15 protein-coding genes are annotated in these 16,068 nt (G+C 41.7%); 6 read left to right on the forward strand and 9 right to left on the reverse strand.

Annotated features, from left to right (window positions below; genetic code table 11):
• Positions 1-10: 10 nt before the first annotated feature.
• The gene (locus tag FY557_RS12590) at positions 11-1,036 is read right to left on the reverse strand and encodes a rod shape-determining protein (protein WP_027381028.1); all 1,026 of its coding nucleotides are present in this window, start codon (positions 1,034-1,036) and stop codon (positions 11-13) included.
• A 407-nt stretch (positions 1,037-1,443) separates the two neighbouring features.
• Here FY557_RS12590 and hemA point away from each other — a divergent pair, with 407 nt between their 5' ends.
• The 6 genes from hemA to hemE are packed head-to-tail and all read left to right on the forward strand — an operon-like array spanning position 1,444 to position 6,673.
• Positions 1,444-2,718, forward strand: a complete 1,275-nt coding sequence (gene hemA / locus FY557_RS12595; protein ID WP_149247603.1) for a glutamyl-tRNA reductase — start codon at positions 1,444-1,446, stop codon at positions 2,716-2,718.
• Positions 2,705-3,616 (forward strand): hydroxymethylbilane synthase, encoded by a 912-nt coding sequence (gene hemC, locus FY557_RS12600; protein WP_149247604.1) that lies wholly within the window; start codon positions 2,705-2,707, stop codon positions 3,614-3,616. Before hemA ends, hemC begins: the two co-directional genes overlap by 14 nt.
• A gap of 49 nt (positions 3,617-3,665) precedes the next feature.
• Positions 3,666-4,247 (forward strand): DUF1287 domain-containing protein, encoded by a 582-nt coding sequence (locus FY557_RS12605; protein WP_149247605.1) that lies wholly within the window; start codon positions 3,666-3,668, stop codon positions 4,245-4,247.
• Between the two features lie 6 nt (positions 4,248-4,253).
• Positions 4,254-4,910: a peptidoglycan recognition family protein gene (locus tag FY557_RS12610; protein WP_149247606.1), complete on the forward strand. Its 657-nt coding sequence runs from the start codon at positions 4,254-4,256 to the stop codon at positions 4,908-4,910.
• Positions 4,910-5,593, forward strand: coding sequence for a uroporphyrinogen-III synthase (locus tag FY557_RS12615; RefSeq protein ID WP_149247607.1), 684 nt, complete (start codon positions 4,910-4,912; stop codon positions 5,591-5,593). Before FY557_RS12610 ends, FY557_RS12615 begins: the two co-directional genes overlap by 1 nt.
• 42 nt (positions 5,594-5,635) lie before the next feature.
• Positions 5,636-6,673 (forward strand): uroporphyrinogen decarboxylase, encoded by a 1,038-nt coding sequence (gene hemE, locus FY557_RS12620; protein WP_149247608.1) that lies wholly within the window; start codon positions 5,636-5,638, stop codon positions 6,671-6,673.
• 122 nt (positions 6,674-6,795) lie between these two features.
• On the opposite strand, the gene FY557_RS12625 is transcribed toward hemE, so the two are convergent.
• The 8 genes from FY557_RS12625 to FY557_RS12660 all read right to left on the reverse strand — a co-directional run bounded on the left by FY557_RS12625 (position 6,796) and on the right by FY557_RS12660 (position 15,987).
• Positions 6,796-7,539, reverse strand: coding sequence for an ABC transporter ATP-binding protein (locus tag FY557_RS12625; protein ID WP_149247609.1), 744 nt, complete (start codon positions 7,537-7,539; stop codon positions 6,796-6,798).
• 4 nt (positions 7,540-7,543) lie between these two features.
• Complete coding sequence (locus FY557_RS12630) at positions 7,544-9,010, reverse strand: DUF5687 family protein (protein WP_149247610.1); 1,467 nt, start codon at positions 9,008-9,010, stop codon at positions 7,544-7,546.
• A gap of 92 nt (positions 9,011-9,102) precedes the next feature.
• Positions 9,103-9,606, reverse strand: coding sequence for a hypothetical protein (locus FY557_RS12635; protein WP_149247611.1), 504 nt, complete (start codon positions 9,604-9,606; stop codon positions 9,103-9,105).
• Positions 9,607-9,629: 23 nt separating this feature from the next.
• The gene (locus FY557_RS12640) at positions 9,630-11,279 is read right to left on the reverse strand and encodes a DNA repair protein RecN (RefSeq protein ID WP_149247612.1); all 1,650 of its coding nucleotides are present in this window, start codon (positions 11,277-11,279) and stop codon (positions 9,630-9,632) included.
• A gap of 64 nt (positions 11,280-11,343) precedes the next feature.
• Positions 11,344-12,252, reverse strand: coding sequence for a DUF4835 family protein (locus tag FY557_RS12645; RefSeq protein ID WP_149247613.1), 909 nt, complete (start codon positions 12,250-12,252; stop codon positions 11,344-11,346).
• A 36-nt stretch (positions 12,253-12,288) separates the two neighbouring features.
• Positions 12,289-13,491 (reverse strand): bifunctional phosphopantothenoylcysteine decarboxylase/phosphopantothenate--cysteine ligase CoaBC, encoded by a 1,203-nt coding sequence (gene coaBC / locus FY557_RS12650; protein ID WP_149247614.1) that lies wholly within the window; start codon positions 13,489-13,491, stop codon positions 12,289-12,291.
• A gap of 101 nt (positions 13,492-13,592) precedes the next feature.
• Positions 13,593-14,552 carry a hypothetical protein gene (locus tag FY557_RS12655; protein WP_149247615.1) on the reverse strand — a complete coding sequence of 320 codons (960 nt, stop codon included), beginning with the start codon at positions 14,550-14,552 and terminating at the stop codon, positions 13,593-13,595.
• 1 nt (position 14,553) lies between these two features.
• Positions 14,554-15,987, reverse strand: coding sequence for an MBOAT family O-acyltransferase (locus tag FY557_RS12660; protein ID WP_149247616.1), 1,434 nt, complete (start codon positions 15,985-15,987; stop codon positions 14,554-14,556).
• Positions 15,988-16,068: the final 81 nt, after the last annotated feature.

Below are 16,068 nucleotides of genomic sequence, written 5' to 3' on the forward strand. Positions count from 1 at the left end.
AAGGTTAGAATTATTTAATCAGGAAATTGAATTTATCCATATTCTTTAGGGCAATACCGGTTCCGCGTACGACTGCTCTTAAGGGATCTTCCGCCACAAATACCGGAAGGCCCGTCTTCTTATGCAGTCGGTCGGCAAGGCCTCTCAGCAAAGCACCTCCCCCCGCAAGGTAGATTCCTGTTTTGTAAATATCTGCTGCCAGCTCCGGGGGAGTTAAAGAAAGGGTTTCCATTACCGCATCTTCAATCCTGATGATGGATTTATCCAATGCTCTGGCAATCTCCTTATAACCTACCATAATTTCTTTCGGCTTCCCGGTAATAAGATCTCTTCCCTGTACCGGAATATCTTCAATATCCACATCCAGGTCTTCAACGGCAGAACCTACTTCGATTTTGATTCTCTCCGCAGTTCTTTCCCCGATATAAAGATTATGGTGTGTTCTCAGGTAATACGCAATATCGTTAGTGAATACATCCCCCGCAATTTTTACGGATTTATCGCAGACGATACCTCCTAATGCTACTACGGCAATTTCCGTAGTACCACCGCCTATGTCGATGATCATATTCCCTTCCGGCTTCTGAACGTCGATCCCGACTCCTATTGCAGCCGCCATCGGTTCATAGATCAGACGGACTTCTTTGGCATTTACTTTTTGTGCCGAGTCTCTTACCGCTCTTTTTTCAACTTCCGTAATCCCGGAAGGAATACAGATAACGATCCTTAAAGCAGGCTGAATGAATTTACCCTTGATTCCGGGAATTTTTTTGATGAACTCCTTAATCATGTGTTCAGAAGCGTGGAAATCAGCGATTACCCCGTCTTTCAGCGGACGGATGGTCTTGATGTCCTCATGAGTTTTACCCTGCATATGCTTTGCCTGCTCACCCACGGCGATCGGTCTGCCGGTAGAACGTTCAATAGCAACAATCGACGGCTGATCTATAACAATTTTATTATTATGGATGATAAGGGTGTTGGCAGTACCAAGGTCTATCGCAATCTCTTGCGTAAACATATCGAATAAACTCATACTTTTTACTTCTGGTATTTTAAGGAAGTACAAAGATATAAATTTAACACGTCTAAAGAAATTTCGCGTGCATTTAATTTGGTTAAAATTTTATTAAAATTTCTACGCAGTTATTAACTTTTACGTGAAGTATTTACAGAGCCTGAATTAAACCAGATTCAAGATTTTCCTCAATATCAAAGCGGCCCAGAACACACCCCTGATTTATCTAAATTGAAAATTTGAAAAGTGCATAAAATTTTTCAGTATTAAAATTCTTAAAACCATTAACATATTTAACTGGAAAAAGACCTGTTTATGCAAAGGCAGTCCTTATTTAGAAGCAACCCAAAATAGTTATTTACGATAATTATCATATACATTTTCAGAAGGTGCTTTATGAAAAAAAACGTAAATTTGCCCCGCTTATGTTACAGTATTCCAACATACATCAGACCTCGAATTTCGCCGTCCTTTCCATCAGTTTCGAAAAAGCTGATACCGAAACGAGAGGGAAATTTGCATTTTTTGATGAAAACATCAAGAGCTTCGTCACCCGGATTCACAATGAAGATTTAGGGGACGCTTTCGTGGTTTCAACCTGTAACAGAACGGAAATCTACACCACTTCTCCGAACTATCTTCTTGTGGCTGAAGAATATTGTAAAACCATCGGCGTCAATCTGATGGACTTCATGCAGTTTGCCAATATCCTGACCAAAGAGGAAGCTTTAAAGCATCTGTTCAGGGTAGCTGCCGGCCTCGAAAGCCAGATTATCGGAGACTTTGAGATTATCGGGCAGATTAAAAAAGCCTACAACCGCTTTAAGAAGGAAAGACAGAATTCCAATCCTTATCTTGAGCGGGCCATCAATTCGGCCATTCAGATTTCAAAAAGGATTAAGAACGAAACTGGGATTTCCAACGGGGCAGCTTCCGTTTCCTATGCTGCGGTTCATTATATCCTGAACAGCCAGAAAAGGATTACCGAAAAAAACATTCTTCTGCTGGGGGTCGGGGAAATCGGGCAGAATACGGTAGAAAACCTGGTAAAGCACGTTTATCAGCCAAAAATCAAGATTGCCAACCGGACCCAGGAAACCGCTGCAAAGATTTCTGAAAAATACAGGATCCCGCATATCGACTATGCCGATTTTGATAAGGAACTGAGCGGAACTGATATTTTAATCGTAGCCACCGGAGCAAGGCATCCGATTGTCAACAAGACCCATTTCCCAAACGGAAAGGAAACGCTGGTGATCGATCTTTCAATTCCGAACAACGTAGATAAAAACGTGACGGACAATAAAAATGTGACGCTGATCGACGTGGACGAACTCTCCAAGCAGATTCAGGAAACCATCCAGCAACGGGAAAGAGAAATCCCGAAAGCGGAAAAAATCATCAAAGAGATGACGAAAGATTTCCTGGAATGGGAGAAAAAACGCAGGCTGGCACCAAACATCCATCATTTTAAAGCGGTCCTGAAAAATATGGAACGCAATGAAATGCACAATTTTTATAAAAAGAATAAATACATAAACATCACGGACATGGAACTTTCCGATAAAATGATTCAGAAAATCACCAACCGTTTTGCAAAATATATTATCGACAATCCGTTAAAAGCCGAAGAAATTAGTAAATTAATGCACGAAATATTAGTTGAACAACCAAACAACGAATTCAATGAAAAGCATTAGAATCGGAACCAGAAATTCCGCACTGGCCCTCTGGCAGGCGAGAGAAGTTGCGAGGCACCTTCAGAACAACAATTATTTAACGGAAATTGTCCCTATCCTATCTTCAGGCGACAAGAATCTTTCTCAGCCGTTGTATGCTTTAGGAATCACCGGCGTTTTTACACGGGATCTGGATGTCGCTTTATTAAATGACGAAATTGATATTGCCGTCCATTCTTTAAAAGACGTCCCGACCAAACTTCCTGAACATCTTGAAATCGTTTCTTACCTGGAGCGGGATTTCCCTCAGGATGTTCTGATTCGTAAAGAATCAGCAAGAAATAAAGAACTTCATGAGCTTAAACTGGCAACCAGCAGTTTGAGAAGGAGAGCCTTCTGGCTGAAGAATTTCCCACAGGCGGAGTTTTCCGACATCCGCGGAAATATCCAGACACGTCTTCAGAAGCTTGAAGAAGGAGATTTTGATGCGACAATCCTCTCTCTGGCTGGCATTAAGCGGATGAAAATGGACATTGATTACGAGATGATCCCGTTTATGATTCCTGCACCTTCACAGGGTGTGATTGCCGTAGCCGGACATTCTGATAAAACCGAAATCAACGAAGCGGTAAGAGAATTTACCAACCACGAAAAAACACAGCTCTGCGTAGAAATGGAGAGACATTTCCTGAGCACGCTGGAAGGCGGCTGTACCGCACCCATTGGGGCATTTGCCGAGATCTTCGGAGACCAGATCCGTTTCAAAGGCGCTCTGTGCTCGCTGGACGGCAAAAACTGTATTGCTACCGATGAAAGTTTCATTTATCATCCGGAAGAAAATTTCGGTGAGAAATTTGCCAGAGTGGTGCTGGAAAACGGTGGTAAAGAATTGATGGCAGAGATCAAGAACCAGATCTGAGAATTCGAAGTTCAAGATCAAAATTTAAAGGTTAAGGATTTGATTATCGATGAAAAAATATTTTTCCATACTGATCGTCATGCTCTCCGTGGTTTTATTAAAAGCCCAGAACCCTTTTGCCCAAAAACTTTCTGATGCTGCACTCAGCCTTATAAAGAATAAGGTAACTTACGATCCTGCTTATTTCGTTATTACATATCCAAACGGTGATGTTCCGGCTGATAAAGGCGTCTGTACCGATGTTGTGATCAGGGCGTACCGGAAGCTGGGAACCGATCTTCAGAAGGAAGTGCATGAAGATATGGCAAAAAACTTTTCGAAGTATCCGAAAACCTGGGGGCTGAAAAAACCGGATACCAATATCGACCACCGGAGGGTTCCGAACCTGCAGGTCTTCTTTGCTAAATTCGGGAAATCAAAATCTATAGAAACAAAACCTGAATTATTTATTCCCGGAGATATCGTTACCTGGATTCTTCCGGGTAATTTAACGCACATTGGAATGGTAGTAAGCCGGAAATCTGCTGACGGCAAGCGGTATCAGATTGTTCATAATATCGGAAAAGGCCAGGTGATGGAAGACTGCCTGTTCAAATTCAAAATTACAGGACATTACCAATATCAGAAATAATAAGCCATGAAGAAGATCCTTTATTTTTTTGTTGCTCTGATCATCGGCTTTGCAAAAGCACAGACCGGCGAACCGAAAATGATCCGGAAGCCAATCAGCTATTCCCAGGAAAGGGTGCGCCTGAGCCTGGAATATTTAAAGGAACATCACGGCCTTATTCAGAAAACCCCGACGATTATTCCTAAAATGATTGTTCTTCATTATACCGCCAACGGAAATGTGGAAAGCAATTTTAAATATTTTAATAAAACCTATTTGGAAGGCGGCAGGAATACATTAAAAAAACAAAGCACCCTGAATGTTTCTTCGCAATACATCGTCGATCGTGACGGAACGATCTACCAGCTGATGGAGCCGGACCAATTTGCGAGACACACTATCGGACTGAACTATTGCTCCATCGGAATTGAAAACATCGGCAGCAGGAAAGAACCGCTTAACGATCTTCAGGTGGCAGCCAATGCGCAACTGATCCGGTATCTGACCGGCAAATATAAAATCGAATACCTCATCGGACATTCGGAGTACGGGATTTTCAGAAATTCAAAGCTATGGAAAGAATCGGATCCCGATTATTTTACCGTAAAGGAGGATCCGGGAAAAGATTTCATGAATAAAGTGAGACGGCAGGTTGCCGATCTGCATTTAAAAGATCAACCTTAATGAAGATTTTATTTACCAAAACCATCGATCCGGCACTCCTGTCCAAAGAATTGGGAGAGGATATCCTGATGGATTGTGTTGAGGTAATCCGGACAAATACATTAAAAATCCCTGCATTCGACCTTAAAGATTATTCGCTGATCTTTACAAGTGCCAAAGGGGTAAGCTCTTTCTTTGAAAACGGCTTTACGGCCAATGAAGATTTTACGGCTAAAAACTACAACCGGATTTACTGCGTCGGTGAAAAGACCAAAAAAGAATTGCGGAAAAATGGTTTCGGCACTTTCAAAGTCCTCAGAAACGCGGACGAACTTTCAAAATTTATCGTTACCCACTGCCAGCACGAGAAGTTTCTGCATTTCTGTGGGAATATTGCCCTGGATGTACTGGACCGCAACCTGCCATTGCAGAATATCAGCTACCGGAAAATCACCGTGTATAACACTGAGGAAATCAATCCGGTAATAACTGAAAAATATCATGCTGCTGTGTTTTTTAGTCCGAGCGGAGTTCGTAGTTTTGCAAATCGGAATTCCTTTGAAGATATGAAACTGATTTCCATTGGTGAAACGACGGCCGCCGAACTGAGAAAACAGACTTCGCAGCCGGTTTTCGTTTCGGAAGGAAACACCTTAAAATCGGTCCTGAAGCTGATCCGAAAAGAAATTTTAAACAAAGACTGATATTTTAATTGTCATTTTTGGCAGTAAAATCTACTATATATTATGATTAAAAACGACCTATACTTAAAAGCACTTCGCGGAGAAACCGTAGAAAGACCGCCGGTCTGGATGATGAGACAGGCCGGGAGATACCTGCCGGAATTCATTGCCCTGCGCGACCAATATGATTTCTTTACCCGATGCCAGACGCCGGAGCTTGCTTCTGAGATCACCGTACAGCCGATCAGAAGGTTTCCGCTGGATGCCGCGATTTTATTTTCCGACATCCTCGTGGTCCCCCAGGCGATGGGAATCGATTTTAAAATGAAGGAAAATGTAGGTCCGTGGCTGGATACCCCGATAAGAACCATGGAACAGGTGCAGAACGTTGCAGTTCCGGATGTGAATGATACCTTAGGCTATGTTTTTGATGCCATTGAACTGACTTTACAAAAGTTAGACAATGAAATTCCGTTGATCGGTTTTGCCGGTTCTCCGTGGACAATCTTATGCTACTGTGTCGAAGGAAGAGGAAGCAAGGCTTTCGATATCGCCAAATCATTCTGTTTCCAGCAGCCCGAAGCAGCCCATCTGCTGTTACAGAAAATTACAGATACCACCATTGCTTACTTAAAGAGAAAGGTTGAAAAAGGCGTTTCTGCCGTTCAGGTTTTCGATTCGTGGGGCGGAATGCTTTCTCCTACGGATTACCAGGAATTCTCATGGCAGTACATCAGTCAGATCGTGGAAGCATTAAGTCCGCTGACGCACGTGGTGGTATTTGGAAAAGGATGCTGGTTTGCCCTGGAAGAAATGGCCAAGTCGCCGGTTTCCGCGTTAGGTGTTGACTGGACCATCACTCCTGAACTGGCCAGAACATTTACGAATCATAATATAACCCTTCAGGGGAATTTCGATCCTGCAAGACTGCACTCTACGCCGGAAACCATTAAAAAGATGGTGACTGAAATGATCAACCGTTTCGGAAAGGATAAATACATCGCCAACCTGGGCCACGGTATTCTGCCGAATATCCCGGTGGAAAACGCAGAAGCCTTTATCAGAGCGGTGGTGGACTGGAAACCTGCTGCTGAGTTTTAATCTTATTTTTAAAAATTCTTTGCTAAACATCGTTGATTCCTACGGAATCACAAACTTAGTGTAAGATTCATACAATAAAATACCCTTGCTGTAATGGCGAGGGTATTTTTTATTCCAATAATTTAATTTAAATCATCCGTTACCGTAACTGTTTCAACCGGACTTGAAATCTGATCGGCAAAATACTGCTCCAGGTCTTTCAGGGTTTCCGGATTGGTCCGGATGTCTTTTACCTGCTGTCCTTTGTTGACCACCACGATCCTGTTGCAGACTTCCGTTGTGTGGGAAAGGTCATGGCTGGAGATCAGGAAGGTTACGCCATCCTGCTTGGATAATTCTTTAATCAGATTTTTCAGTTTGATCTGCGTAGAAGGATCCAGATTGGCAAAAGGTTCATCCAGAATAATGATTTCCGGATTTCCGATAATGGCACCCACAATTCCTACTTTTTTCTGATTCCCTTTCGATAAGTCACGAACATATTTCCCGGAGTTTAAAATTTCCCCACTGAAAAGATCGTGGAACTGTTTCAGGAAATCGTCTACCGATGCTTTATTCTGTCCTCTCAGTTCACCGATAAAGTAAAAATACTCTTCCGGCGTCAGATATCCGATCAGGAAAGAATCGTCCACAAAAGCGGAGACTTTGTTTTTCCAGGCTTCGGATTCATTGACTTTAATTCCATCGATGCTTACAAAGCCTGTGGTCGGCTGGATCAGATCCAGCATCAGGCTGAAAAGCGTGGTTTTGCCGGCCCCGTTGTTTCCTACCAGACCGAAAGTTTCCCCTTTGGTAATTTCAAGATGTTCTATATTTAAAACGGTGGCTTTACCGTAAGTCTTTGTTAAATTCTGTATCGTGATCATATGTTTAATCTTTGTTTTTGAATGCTTCTAATGTACTGTATTTTTCTACCTTATAATGTCTGACGATGATGTCGAAGATTTTTTCCCTTAATAAAAACCCAATCAGTCCCAAAACTGCAATACTGATTACCCCTGCAGTAATATTAAAGAAGTATTTCATCAGGGCGAACACCACCATGGGCAGGATCATTTTCGGAATGAGCAGCAGCATGGACTTGAGATTAAAGCTGTTCTTCTGTCCGAATCTTTTTTCTTTTGAATTGAGATCGATCTGCATTTTATTAAAAGCACCGGACCACAGGGTAAACTGGGAATTCACCCCGATGTTGTAAATTCCTGCTGCAAAGAATGTGAGATACATGTCCCAGCCGAAATAGGCATAGCATACCGCCAGGATCATAGAAAAGCCGGTCACAATATTCATCAGCCACCATTTGGCTTTTAAATATTCTTTGTAAGGCACATTCAGTGTCATCATGAGCGGGTAATACGAACTGTCAAAGGCCGGAACCCTTTGCCCGAATAAAAACTGGAATCCTCCCGTGACAAACAGACCCATAAACATCATCATCGCCGGTGTTTTGTAAATGGAAGAAGAGAACATCAGCATGCCGTAAAAGAGGAAGAGGAAGCTTCCCCATATAATCCCTTTTGTGACCTTATTCCGCTTAAGCATTTTGATATCATTGTTGATGAACGTACCGATGGCTCCGAATTTATTCAGGAATACAATATTCTCCGTTTTGCCGATTTCCTTTTTCGCTTCCAGGCCTTCATCCAGATAAAAGATTTTACGGATGTGGCTGAAACAGATTTTCCAGAGTCCTGAGAACAATACAATGGAAATCACTATAAAATAAGGCTTCTCATAAAAATTGTAGAAAAACCGCTCCGAATAATCCAATACCGGAACAATACGGTAATATGCCAATCCGATAGCCGCTGCAAACAGACCGCCTATCAGAATCGCAACAGCCTCTTTATCATTAAATAGGATGTTGATAAAATTATTCAGGTAAAACAGCAGGGAAACTCCGATCAGCCAGGTAATCATGCCTAAAGCATCATACCCGTTGAACAATGCAATGACGGAAAAAGTAATCAGAAACAGGGAATTCAGCCAGCTGAACGCATTCAGAAAGGTTTTGATCAGCATATAATTCACCAGCGTCTTTTTGGAAATATTCAGCGTAAGAAAAGGCTTGATGTTCTGTGTCGGCAATTCCTGCCAGAGGTATTTAAAAATCAGGTCAACCGCCCAGAGGATAATTAAAAATTTGGAAATGACCTTTACCGGATCCTGGTGCATTTCTTCCTGGATATAGTAAAAAGCACCAAATGCGCCTCCCACCAGGCAGAGCATAAAATAAAGAATCCCGATGAAACGGAGAATTTTCATCGCCAGGTTGATCCCTAAAGAGCTGCCGCGGAAAAAGCTTTTGATTTCTAGTCTGAGGAATTGTATAAACATAGTTACCTTTTTCTTATTAGTTAAAGGAAGGGTAAAAATGTTACAAAGTTTTAACGATAATAGAAATCAAGCATGGATTACTCTAAACAATTTTATTTATTAAAAGTCTCTTTTGTAAAAGTCTGGCTGTGAAATTTTACTGAAAAATCTGCATCTTCACTTTTGTTGTTTTTTATGACCAATTTATCTCTGTTGAAATCCACAAGAGCATATCGGTTCAAGTGTATCCTGGTCATATCCAGTCTATCAGTATTAATCAAAACTAATGTTTTGCCATGCTTATCTATATAAATGACAATTAAATAATTTTCACAAAAATCAATCAGCTGACAGCCGCCATAGGAAAATCCCATAGTATTTGTCTGAACTTTCCATTCCAAAACAAAATTTTTATTGATTTTCAGCTTTAACAGATCAAGGCCCACTTCATTATTCTCATACCATGCCAACTTATCATCCTGATAAGCAATATCTTTAGCATAAACCACATGTTCAGCTTCAAAAATGTTTTTCCAGGTTATTTTACCGTCTTTCAATTCACCATCCTTGAAATCGATCTCTTCATAAACCCATTCCAGAAGCTGCTTTTTATCCATAAAAATCAGTGAATTTTGAAGTCTTATCCGATCAACTCCTTCGCCTGCGCCAGTGCCGCCTCCGTAATCTTGCTTCCGGAAAGCAGCTGGGCAATTTCATTGAGCTTTTCTTTTTCGTTTAAAGGGATGATGGTCGACTGGGTTCTTCCGGCGACATCCTGTTTTACAACCTTATAGTTGTTGTTTCCTTTGGCCGCCACCTGCGCGAGGTGGGAAATAACGATCAGCTGCATATCGGCAGACATTTCACGCATCAGGTTTCCGATTTCCTCGGCTACTTTTCCTGAAACGCCGGTATCAATTTCGTCTAAAATTAAAGTCGGCAGTTCATCGCTTTCGGCAATGATTTTCTTTACAGCCAGCATGACCCTCGATCTTTCCCCGCCGGAAATAGCCGTCTGGATCGGTTTCAGGGGAAACCCGGAATTCGCCTGAAACAAAAGCTGGATGTTTTCTTTCCCGAAAAGATTGAACTCCGCCGCTTCCTTCAGCTCGATATCCACCCTTGCTTTTTCAAGGCCTAATTTTTTAAGTAAAGCTTCGGCTTTTTTTATGAATACCGGAATGCTTTTCTTCCTGTTCTTGGAAAGTTTATCGGAAATCACCTGAAGCGACTTCTCTTTTTTAAAAATACCCTCTTGCACTTCGATAATCTGCGCTTCAAGCTCGGAAGCCCCTTTCTGGTCGCCTGCCAGCTGGTCTCTTACTTCCCGGAGTTCGGTAATGTTACTCACCGTATGTTTCAGGAACAAGGCGTTGATCCGGTTATTCAGTTCAGTAAGAAGGGCCAGATTTTCAGGATTTATTTCTATTCTTTCCGCTTCATTCTCCAGTTCGGAAATAATGTCTTTCAATTCTACATAAGAAGTTTCCAGTCTTTCATGAAGCTCGGCAAAACTCTGGGAAACCTCGGCAATTTTCCCCAGCTTGTTTTTGGCTTCATTAAAAAAAGAAAAGATCCCCACTTCTTCCTGATGGAACCGGGATAAAACCTGCGCCAGGTTATCGGAAATCATCCCCGCATTTTCCTGAATGGAAAGCTGGTTCTGAAGGTCTTCAAAATCCACATCGTTCAGATGCAGTTCTTCAAGCTCATTTAAAAGAAAGGCTTTGTAATCGCTTTCCTTATTGGCATCCGAAAGCTGGGTCTGCAGCTTTTTAAGCTGTATCTTAAGGCTCTGGAAATCGGAAAACTCATTCTGATAGTTCTGTATGGTCTGTCTGTTTTCAGAAAGCCCGTCGATAATTTTAAACTGATATTCCGAAGTAAAAAGATTGGATGTTTCGAACTGGGAGTGGATATCGATCAGCTGAGAAGACAATTCCCTTAAAATATCCAGGGTTACCGGAACGTCATTGATGAACGCCCTCGATTTCCCCGAAGGCAGGATTTCCCTCCGGATGATGGTCTGGTGTTCATAATCCAAATCGTTTTCAATAAAGAATTTCTTGAACTGGTTATTTAAGGAAAATTCAGTTTCAACGATGCTTTTTTCCTGTGCTTTGGAGATGGATTTTACGTCTGCCCGCTCCCCGAGGATCAGCCGCAGCGCTCCCAGGATAATCGATTTTCCGGCACCGGTTTCCCCGGTGATGACCTGCAATCCGTTGTGCAACGATACTTCCAGGGTATCGATCAGGGCAAAGTTTTTAATGTAAATTCTCGAAAGCATTGATAATAGCGATTATTTTAGCTATTGCAAATATAGAACTTTAGATTTCAGAATTCAAGTTAACTTACTGTTTCCATTTATTCCATCTGGACTCGGTATTTTTCGGCGAAAGAATAATCATTTCATTCTTCAGATCGCCCAGTACAAGCCCACCGTTGTTTCCGGAATTGAAAATATTGAAGATCTCATCCGCCTTTGTATCCATGAACAGGTTAAAGAAATAAGCCTGCTGAAAAGAATTTTCGTATTGTTTCAGCTGCATTAAGGCATCAAAAATCACTTTTTTCCCCTGGGTCTGGTCCTGATTAAACAGCGTATCCAATCCGGCCCGGTGATAAGAATAAATGGTAGCACGCAGCTGGCTCCAGTTCGGGCTCAGAATTTCTTTGATCAGAATCGAACGGCTTCTCGGCTCATTAATCTGCTTCCAGCCGTCGTAGGTATTCTGGGATTCCCCGTTCTGGGCAATCTGCTGGGCTTTCTGATACCACTGCGTTCCGGACATCGACTGGAAGCTGTCGGCATCCAGCCCCAGAATCACATATACGTAAAAGCTGATGACATCGATAAGGTTTTTGCCCGAAAACTGTCTTTCGTTGAAAATAAGGTTTTCATTTTCCACATAATCGAAAGAAAACCGGTTGTCCTGAAGGTTGATCAGCGGCGATTCGTAAGTGCTACTGAATACAGGGCGCACCGCCTGTATCACAATGCTTCCCCTGAAACGGTTTCCGTCTCTCTCGGTAATTACAATTGCAAAATTCGATTTTATTTTCTCGAAATTCTGCAGTCTTTTTCCGGTCCAGCTCGTATTGTTGATGAAATCCCGGAGACTTTTCTCCAAAGCTTTGTACGCCGACTGGTTACTTCCTCCTATCTGCTGGGAATTTACCTGTACCGTCGCCAGCAGCTCCTGGGAAAAACTAGTATTAAATATAAAGAGCAGTAAAAATATACTTAAAAATTTTTTCATTATCTATTAAAAATTGAGAACGGAAATTTATTAAATTTATTTTAAAAGTTGAGACTCAACAAAATCCAGAATGTCTTTGGCAACTTCTTCTTTTGATTTCAGATTAAACTCTTTCTTTTCCGTACGGGTAAATATTTTTATTTTGTTGGTATCGTTTTTAAATCCGGCACCTTCGTCACGAAGCGAGTTCAGCACGATCATGTCCAGGTTTTTCTTTTCCAGTTTCGCTTTGGCATTTTCCTCTTCATTCTGTGTTTCCAGCGCAAATCCCACTAAGAACTGATGGTTCTTCTTTTCACCCATTGTTTTAAGAATATCCGGGTTCTTAACCAGTTCGATCATCAAATGATCATCATTTTTTTTAATCTTCTCTTTGGCAACTTCTTTCGGAGCATAATCTGCAACGGCAGCGCTGGCAATACCAATGTCCGTCTGATCATAAAATTCAAAAACCTTGTCCAGCATTTCTTTAGCTGAAGTCACTTTATGCAATGCAATATTTTTATGACCGGACTTCTGAGCACTCGGCCCGGAAATCAGAATGACTTCGGCTCCTCTTACAGCGGCTTCTTCTGCCAGGGAAAAGCCCATCTTCCCTGAAGAATGGTTCCCGATGAACCGTACGGGATCAATGGCTTCATATGTAGGTCCGGCTGTAATCAGTACGGTCTTGCCTTTCAGTGTTTCCTTCTGATCTGTCTTAAAAAAATCTTCAATGGTTTTTGCAATGGTTTCCGGTTCTGCCATTCTCCCTTGTCCAACCAATCCGCTGGCCAGCTCGCCGCTTTCCGCCGGAATAACAGTATGGCCGTAGCTTTCTGCGAGTTCCAGATTTTTCTTTGTAGATGGATGCGCATACATATCCAGATCCATCGCCGGTACAATAAAAACTGGACATTTGGCAGACATATAAGTAGCGATCAGCAGGTTATCACAGATTCCGTGGACCATCTTGGCCAAAGTAGACGCCGTACAGGGCGCAACCACCATTATATCAGCCCATAAGGCCATATCCACATGGCTGTTCCAGGTTCCGTTATTGCCGTAAAAATCTGAATAGACCGGATTTTTAGACAAAGTGGAAATACTCAGTTTGGTAACGAAATTTTCAGCATCAGGAGTCATAATCACCTGAACTTCCGCCCCTTTTTTCACAAAATCCCTGATGAGAAAATGAATTTTATATGCTGCAATTCCTCCGGAAATCGCGATGAGAATTTTTTTACCGGAAAGACCCATTCCTATTTTAATTTTTAAGAATACTAAATTACTTATTTTTCATGTAATATGTCTAAAAACTCTGACTAAACTGCCTCTCATGCTCTGTCTGATAAAATATGCTATCGGATGAGATGATTAAGACTGTCTGCCAGTTTTTCGGTAAATAAAGTAGCCCCATGCCTATTAAGGTGGCCGTTATCATAAGCATTTCTGTTAGTATATAATTCACGGAATGCCTTACGGGAAGAAAAATCCAGGATTCTCGTATGGGGAATCGTCTTAACATCCGACAAATCTGTTGGGGTAGAAAATGGAGGAAGGACAAGAAATAATTTAATCCTTTTTTTCTGACAATCTTCTGCCAAAAGTCTGAGTTTGGAAACCAGAGCCGGATTCAGTTTCTTTTTCGGGCCTTTTTCGGCATCAATGCGGTTTTTATAGATCAGCATAGTATCTTTCAGATAAATTGACCGTGCCTTCCTTACACTTACCATGCTGTTGTAATCTTTTTCCAAAGGAAAATAGCCGTTGTTGTAGTCTGTAAATTCATTAATGGTTTTATCACGTTGTCCTAGTTTTTTGAAGTAAAAAATATTGGCAAACCAATGGGAAACTGACAAAAATGAAGAATTCCAGTCTTTATTGTGTGTAAAATATTCAAGTTCGAATTTTACTGTAGGAAGATCGTGGCAGTATAAAAACTTCTCGGTGTAAGCATTGATGTCAAACGGCTGTACATCCTGAATTTCAAAAAACAGGTACTTTACATTTTTATGAATGTTTGTATGCCGGTATTCATACATGCTTTCGGAAAAGAAGGTTCCTCCGCTTGCCATGTTGTAGGCTTTTACCTTATGGGAAGTTGCGGAATCCAGCAATCCCGTATTGACCTGGCGATACATCCTGCTGCTGCCGAAGACAAGAGCATTATACCCGGCGCCATTCTTATCATAATAACGGACTTTCTGCCTGATAAAATATTCACCATAGAGCTTGTATTTTTTAACGGATGACAAACCGTAACCCAGCAGGAAAAGGAAAAGCAGCCAGCATGCTATTTTAATAATAAATTTCTTCATATTAAAACTGGAAATAAATGAATTCATTGCTGCCGAAATTGGCATAACGCAGGATGATAAAAATGATAATCAGGTACAGACCTCGCCGCAGCCACGGATTATATTCCCGGATTTCGAGCCCGTGAAATTTCCGCCGGTTCAGCCATTCGATAATCATCATAACAGCAACAAAGGCCAATACTTTATATGGCATGGGGTCAGGTAATGACAACAAGGTTTTACCGAATAACCTTTTGATATACAGGATGGCCTGTAAAACACTTTCTGCACGGAAGAAAATCCAGGCAAGGCACACCAGTGAAAAGGTAATCAGGATCTGGAAAATTTCCCTGAAGGAAGGGACCAGCCGGTTCATGGCGACCACTTCAAGATTCTCACGGTTTTTCCCGAATACCAGCAGCGGTAAAAAGTAAACGGCGTTTAAGCCGCCCCAGATCACAAAGGTCCAGTTGGCACCGTGCCAGAACCCGCTGACAAGAAAAATAATAAAGGTGTTCCTTATTTTCATCAGCATTCCGCCTTTGCTGCCTCCTAAAGGAATATACAGATAGTCCCGGAACCAGGTAGAAAGGGAAATATGCCATCTTCTCCAGAATTCGGCAATGTCCCTTGAAAAATATGGAAAAGCAAAGTTTTTAAGAAGCTCAATGCCGAACAGGCGCGATACCCCCAAGGCAATATCCGAATACCCGGAAAAATCCCCGTAGATCTGGAAAGCAAACAGAACGGCACCGATGGCCAGATTGCTGCTGCTCTCTGTCTGGTAATGGGTAAAGATCTCATTGACGATCGGGGCACAATTGTCCGCGATTACGATTTTCTTGAAGAAGCCCCACAGGATCTGCCGCATCCCGTCTACAGCCTGTTCATAATTAAATACCCTTTCTTTCTGGATCTGCGGAAGAAGGTGGGTTGCCCTTTCAATAGGCCCTGCCACCAAGAGGGGAAAATAGCTTACGAAAACGGCATAATCAATAGGATTTCTTTCTGCGGAAATTCTTTTTTTATAAATATCGATAATATAGGAAAGGCCGTGAAAGGTATAAAAGGAAATACCGATCGGCAAGACAATATGCAAAAGCATGACATTTACCTGGAAACCAAATCCCTGGAGCAGCTCCGAAAAGCTTTCTGCAAAAAAGTTGTAATATTTGAAAAAGCCCAGGAAACCGAGATTAATACCGATGCTTAAGACAAGCCAGAATTTGGCAGCGTGCTTCGTTTTGCTTCTTTCGATCTGTATTCCGGAAAAGAAATCCAGCGCAATGGAAAACATAAGGAGCAGCAGAAACCTCCAGTCCCAGCATGCATAGAAGTAGAGACTGGCAACCAGTAAAAGGATATTCTGGTACTTATATTTTTTATTGAAAAAAAACCAGTACAGGATGAAAACTACCGGTAAAAACAGTAAAAAGCTTATTGAATTGAACAGCACGATATTTCGTTAAAATGTTACGCCGTAAAAGTAATAAAAATAAGGCCCTGTTTTTTATATAAAAAAAACATTCTGTAAAAC

This window comes from Chryseobacterium sp. SN22 (genome assembly GCF_008329705.1).
GTDB lineage: Bacteria > Bacteroidota > Bacteroidia > Flavobacteriales > Weeksellaceae > Chryseobacterium.

Coding starts and splice junctions, on each gene's coding strand:
- FY557_RS12635 (WP_149247611.1), bottom strand. CDS start 9,606: ATGGATAAAAAGCAGCTTCTGGAATGGGTTTATGAAGAGATCGATTTC.
- hemC (WP_149247604.1), top strand. CDS start 2,705: ATGAAAAGCATTAGAATCGGAACCAGAAATTCCGCACTGGCCCTCTGG.
- FY557_RS12615 (WP_149247607.1), top strand. CDS start 4,910: ATGAAGATTTTATTTACCAAAACCATCGATCCGGCACTCCTGTCCAAA.
- coaBC (WP_149247614.1), bottom strand. CDS start 13,491: ATGGGTCTTTCCGGTAAAAAAATTCTCATCGCGATTTCCGGAGGAATT.
- FY557_RS12605 (WP_149247605.1), top strand. CDS start 3,666: ATGAAAAAATATTTTTCCATACTGATCGTCATGCTCTCCGTGGTTTTA.
- hemE (WP_149247608.1), top strand. CDS start 5,636: ATGATTAAAAACGACCTATACTTAAAAGCACTTCGCGGAGAAACCGTA.
- FY557_RS12610 (WP_149247606.1), top strand. CDS start 4,254: ATGAAGAAGATCCTTTATTTTTTTGTTGCTCTGATCATCGGCTTTGCA.
- FY557_RS12655 (WP_149247615.1), bottom strand. CDS start 14,552: ATGAAGAAATTTATTATTAAAATAGCATGCTGGCTGCTTTTCCTTTTC.
- FY557_RS12590 (WP_027381028.1), bottom strand. CDS start 1,036: ATGAGTTTATTCGATATGTTTACGCAAGAGATTGCGATAGACCTTGGT.
- FY557_RS12645 (WP_149247613.1), bottom strand. CDS start 12,252: ATGAAAAAATTTTTAAGTATATTTTTACTGCTCTTTATATTTAATACT.
- FY557_RS12630 (WP_149247610.1), bottom strand. CDS start 9,010: ATGTTTATACAATTCCTCAGACTAGAAATCAAAAGCTTTTTCCGCGGC.
- FY557_RS12640 (WP_149247612.1), bottom strand. CDS start 11,279: ATGCTTTCGAGAATTTACATTAAAAACTTTGCCCTGATCGATACCCTG.
- hemA (WP_149247603.1), top strand. CDS start 1,444: ATGTTACAGTATTCCAACATACATCAGACCTCGAATTTCGCCGTCCTT.
- FY557_RS12625 (WP_149247609.1), bottom strand. CDS start 7,539: ATGATCACGATACAGAATTTAACAAAGACTTACGGTAAAGCCACCGTT.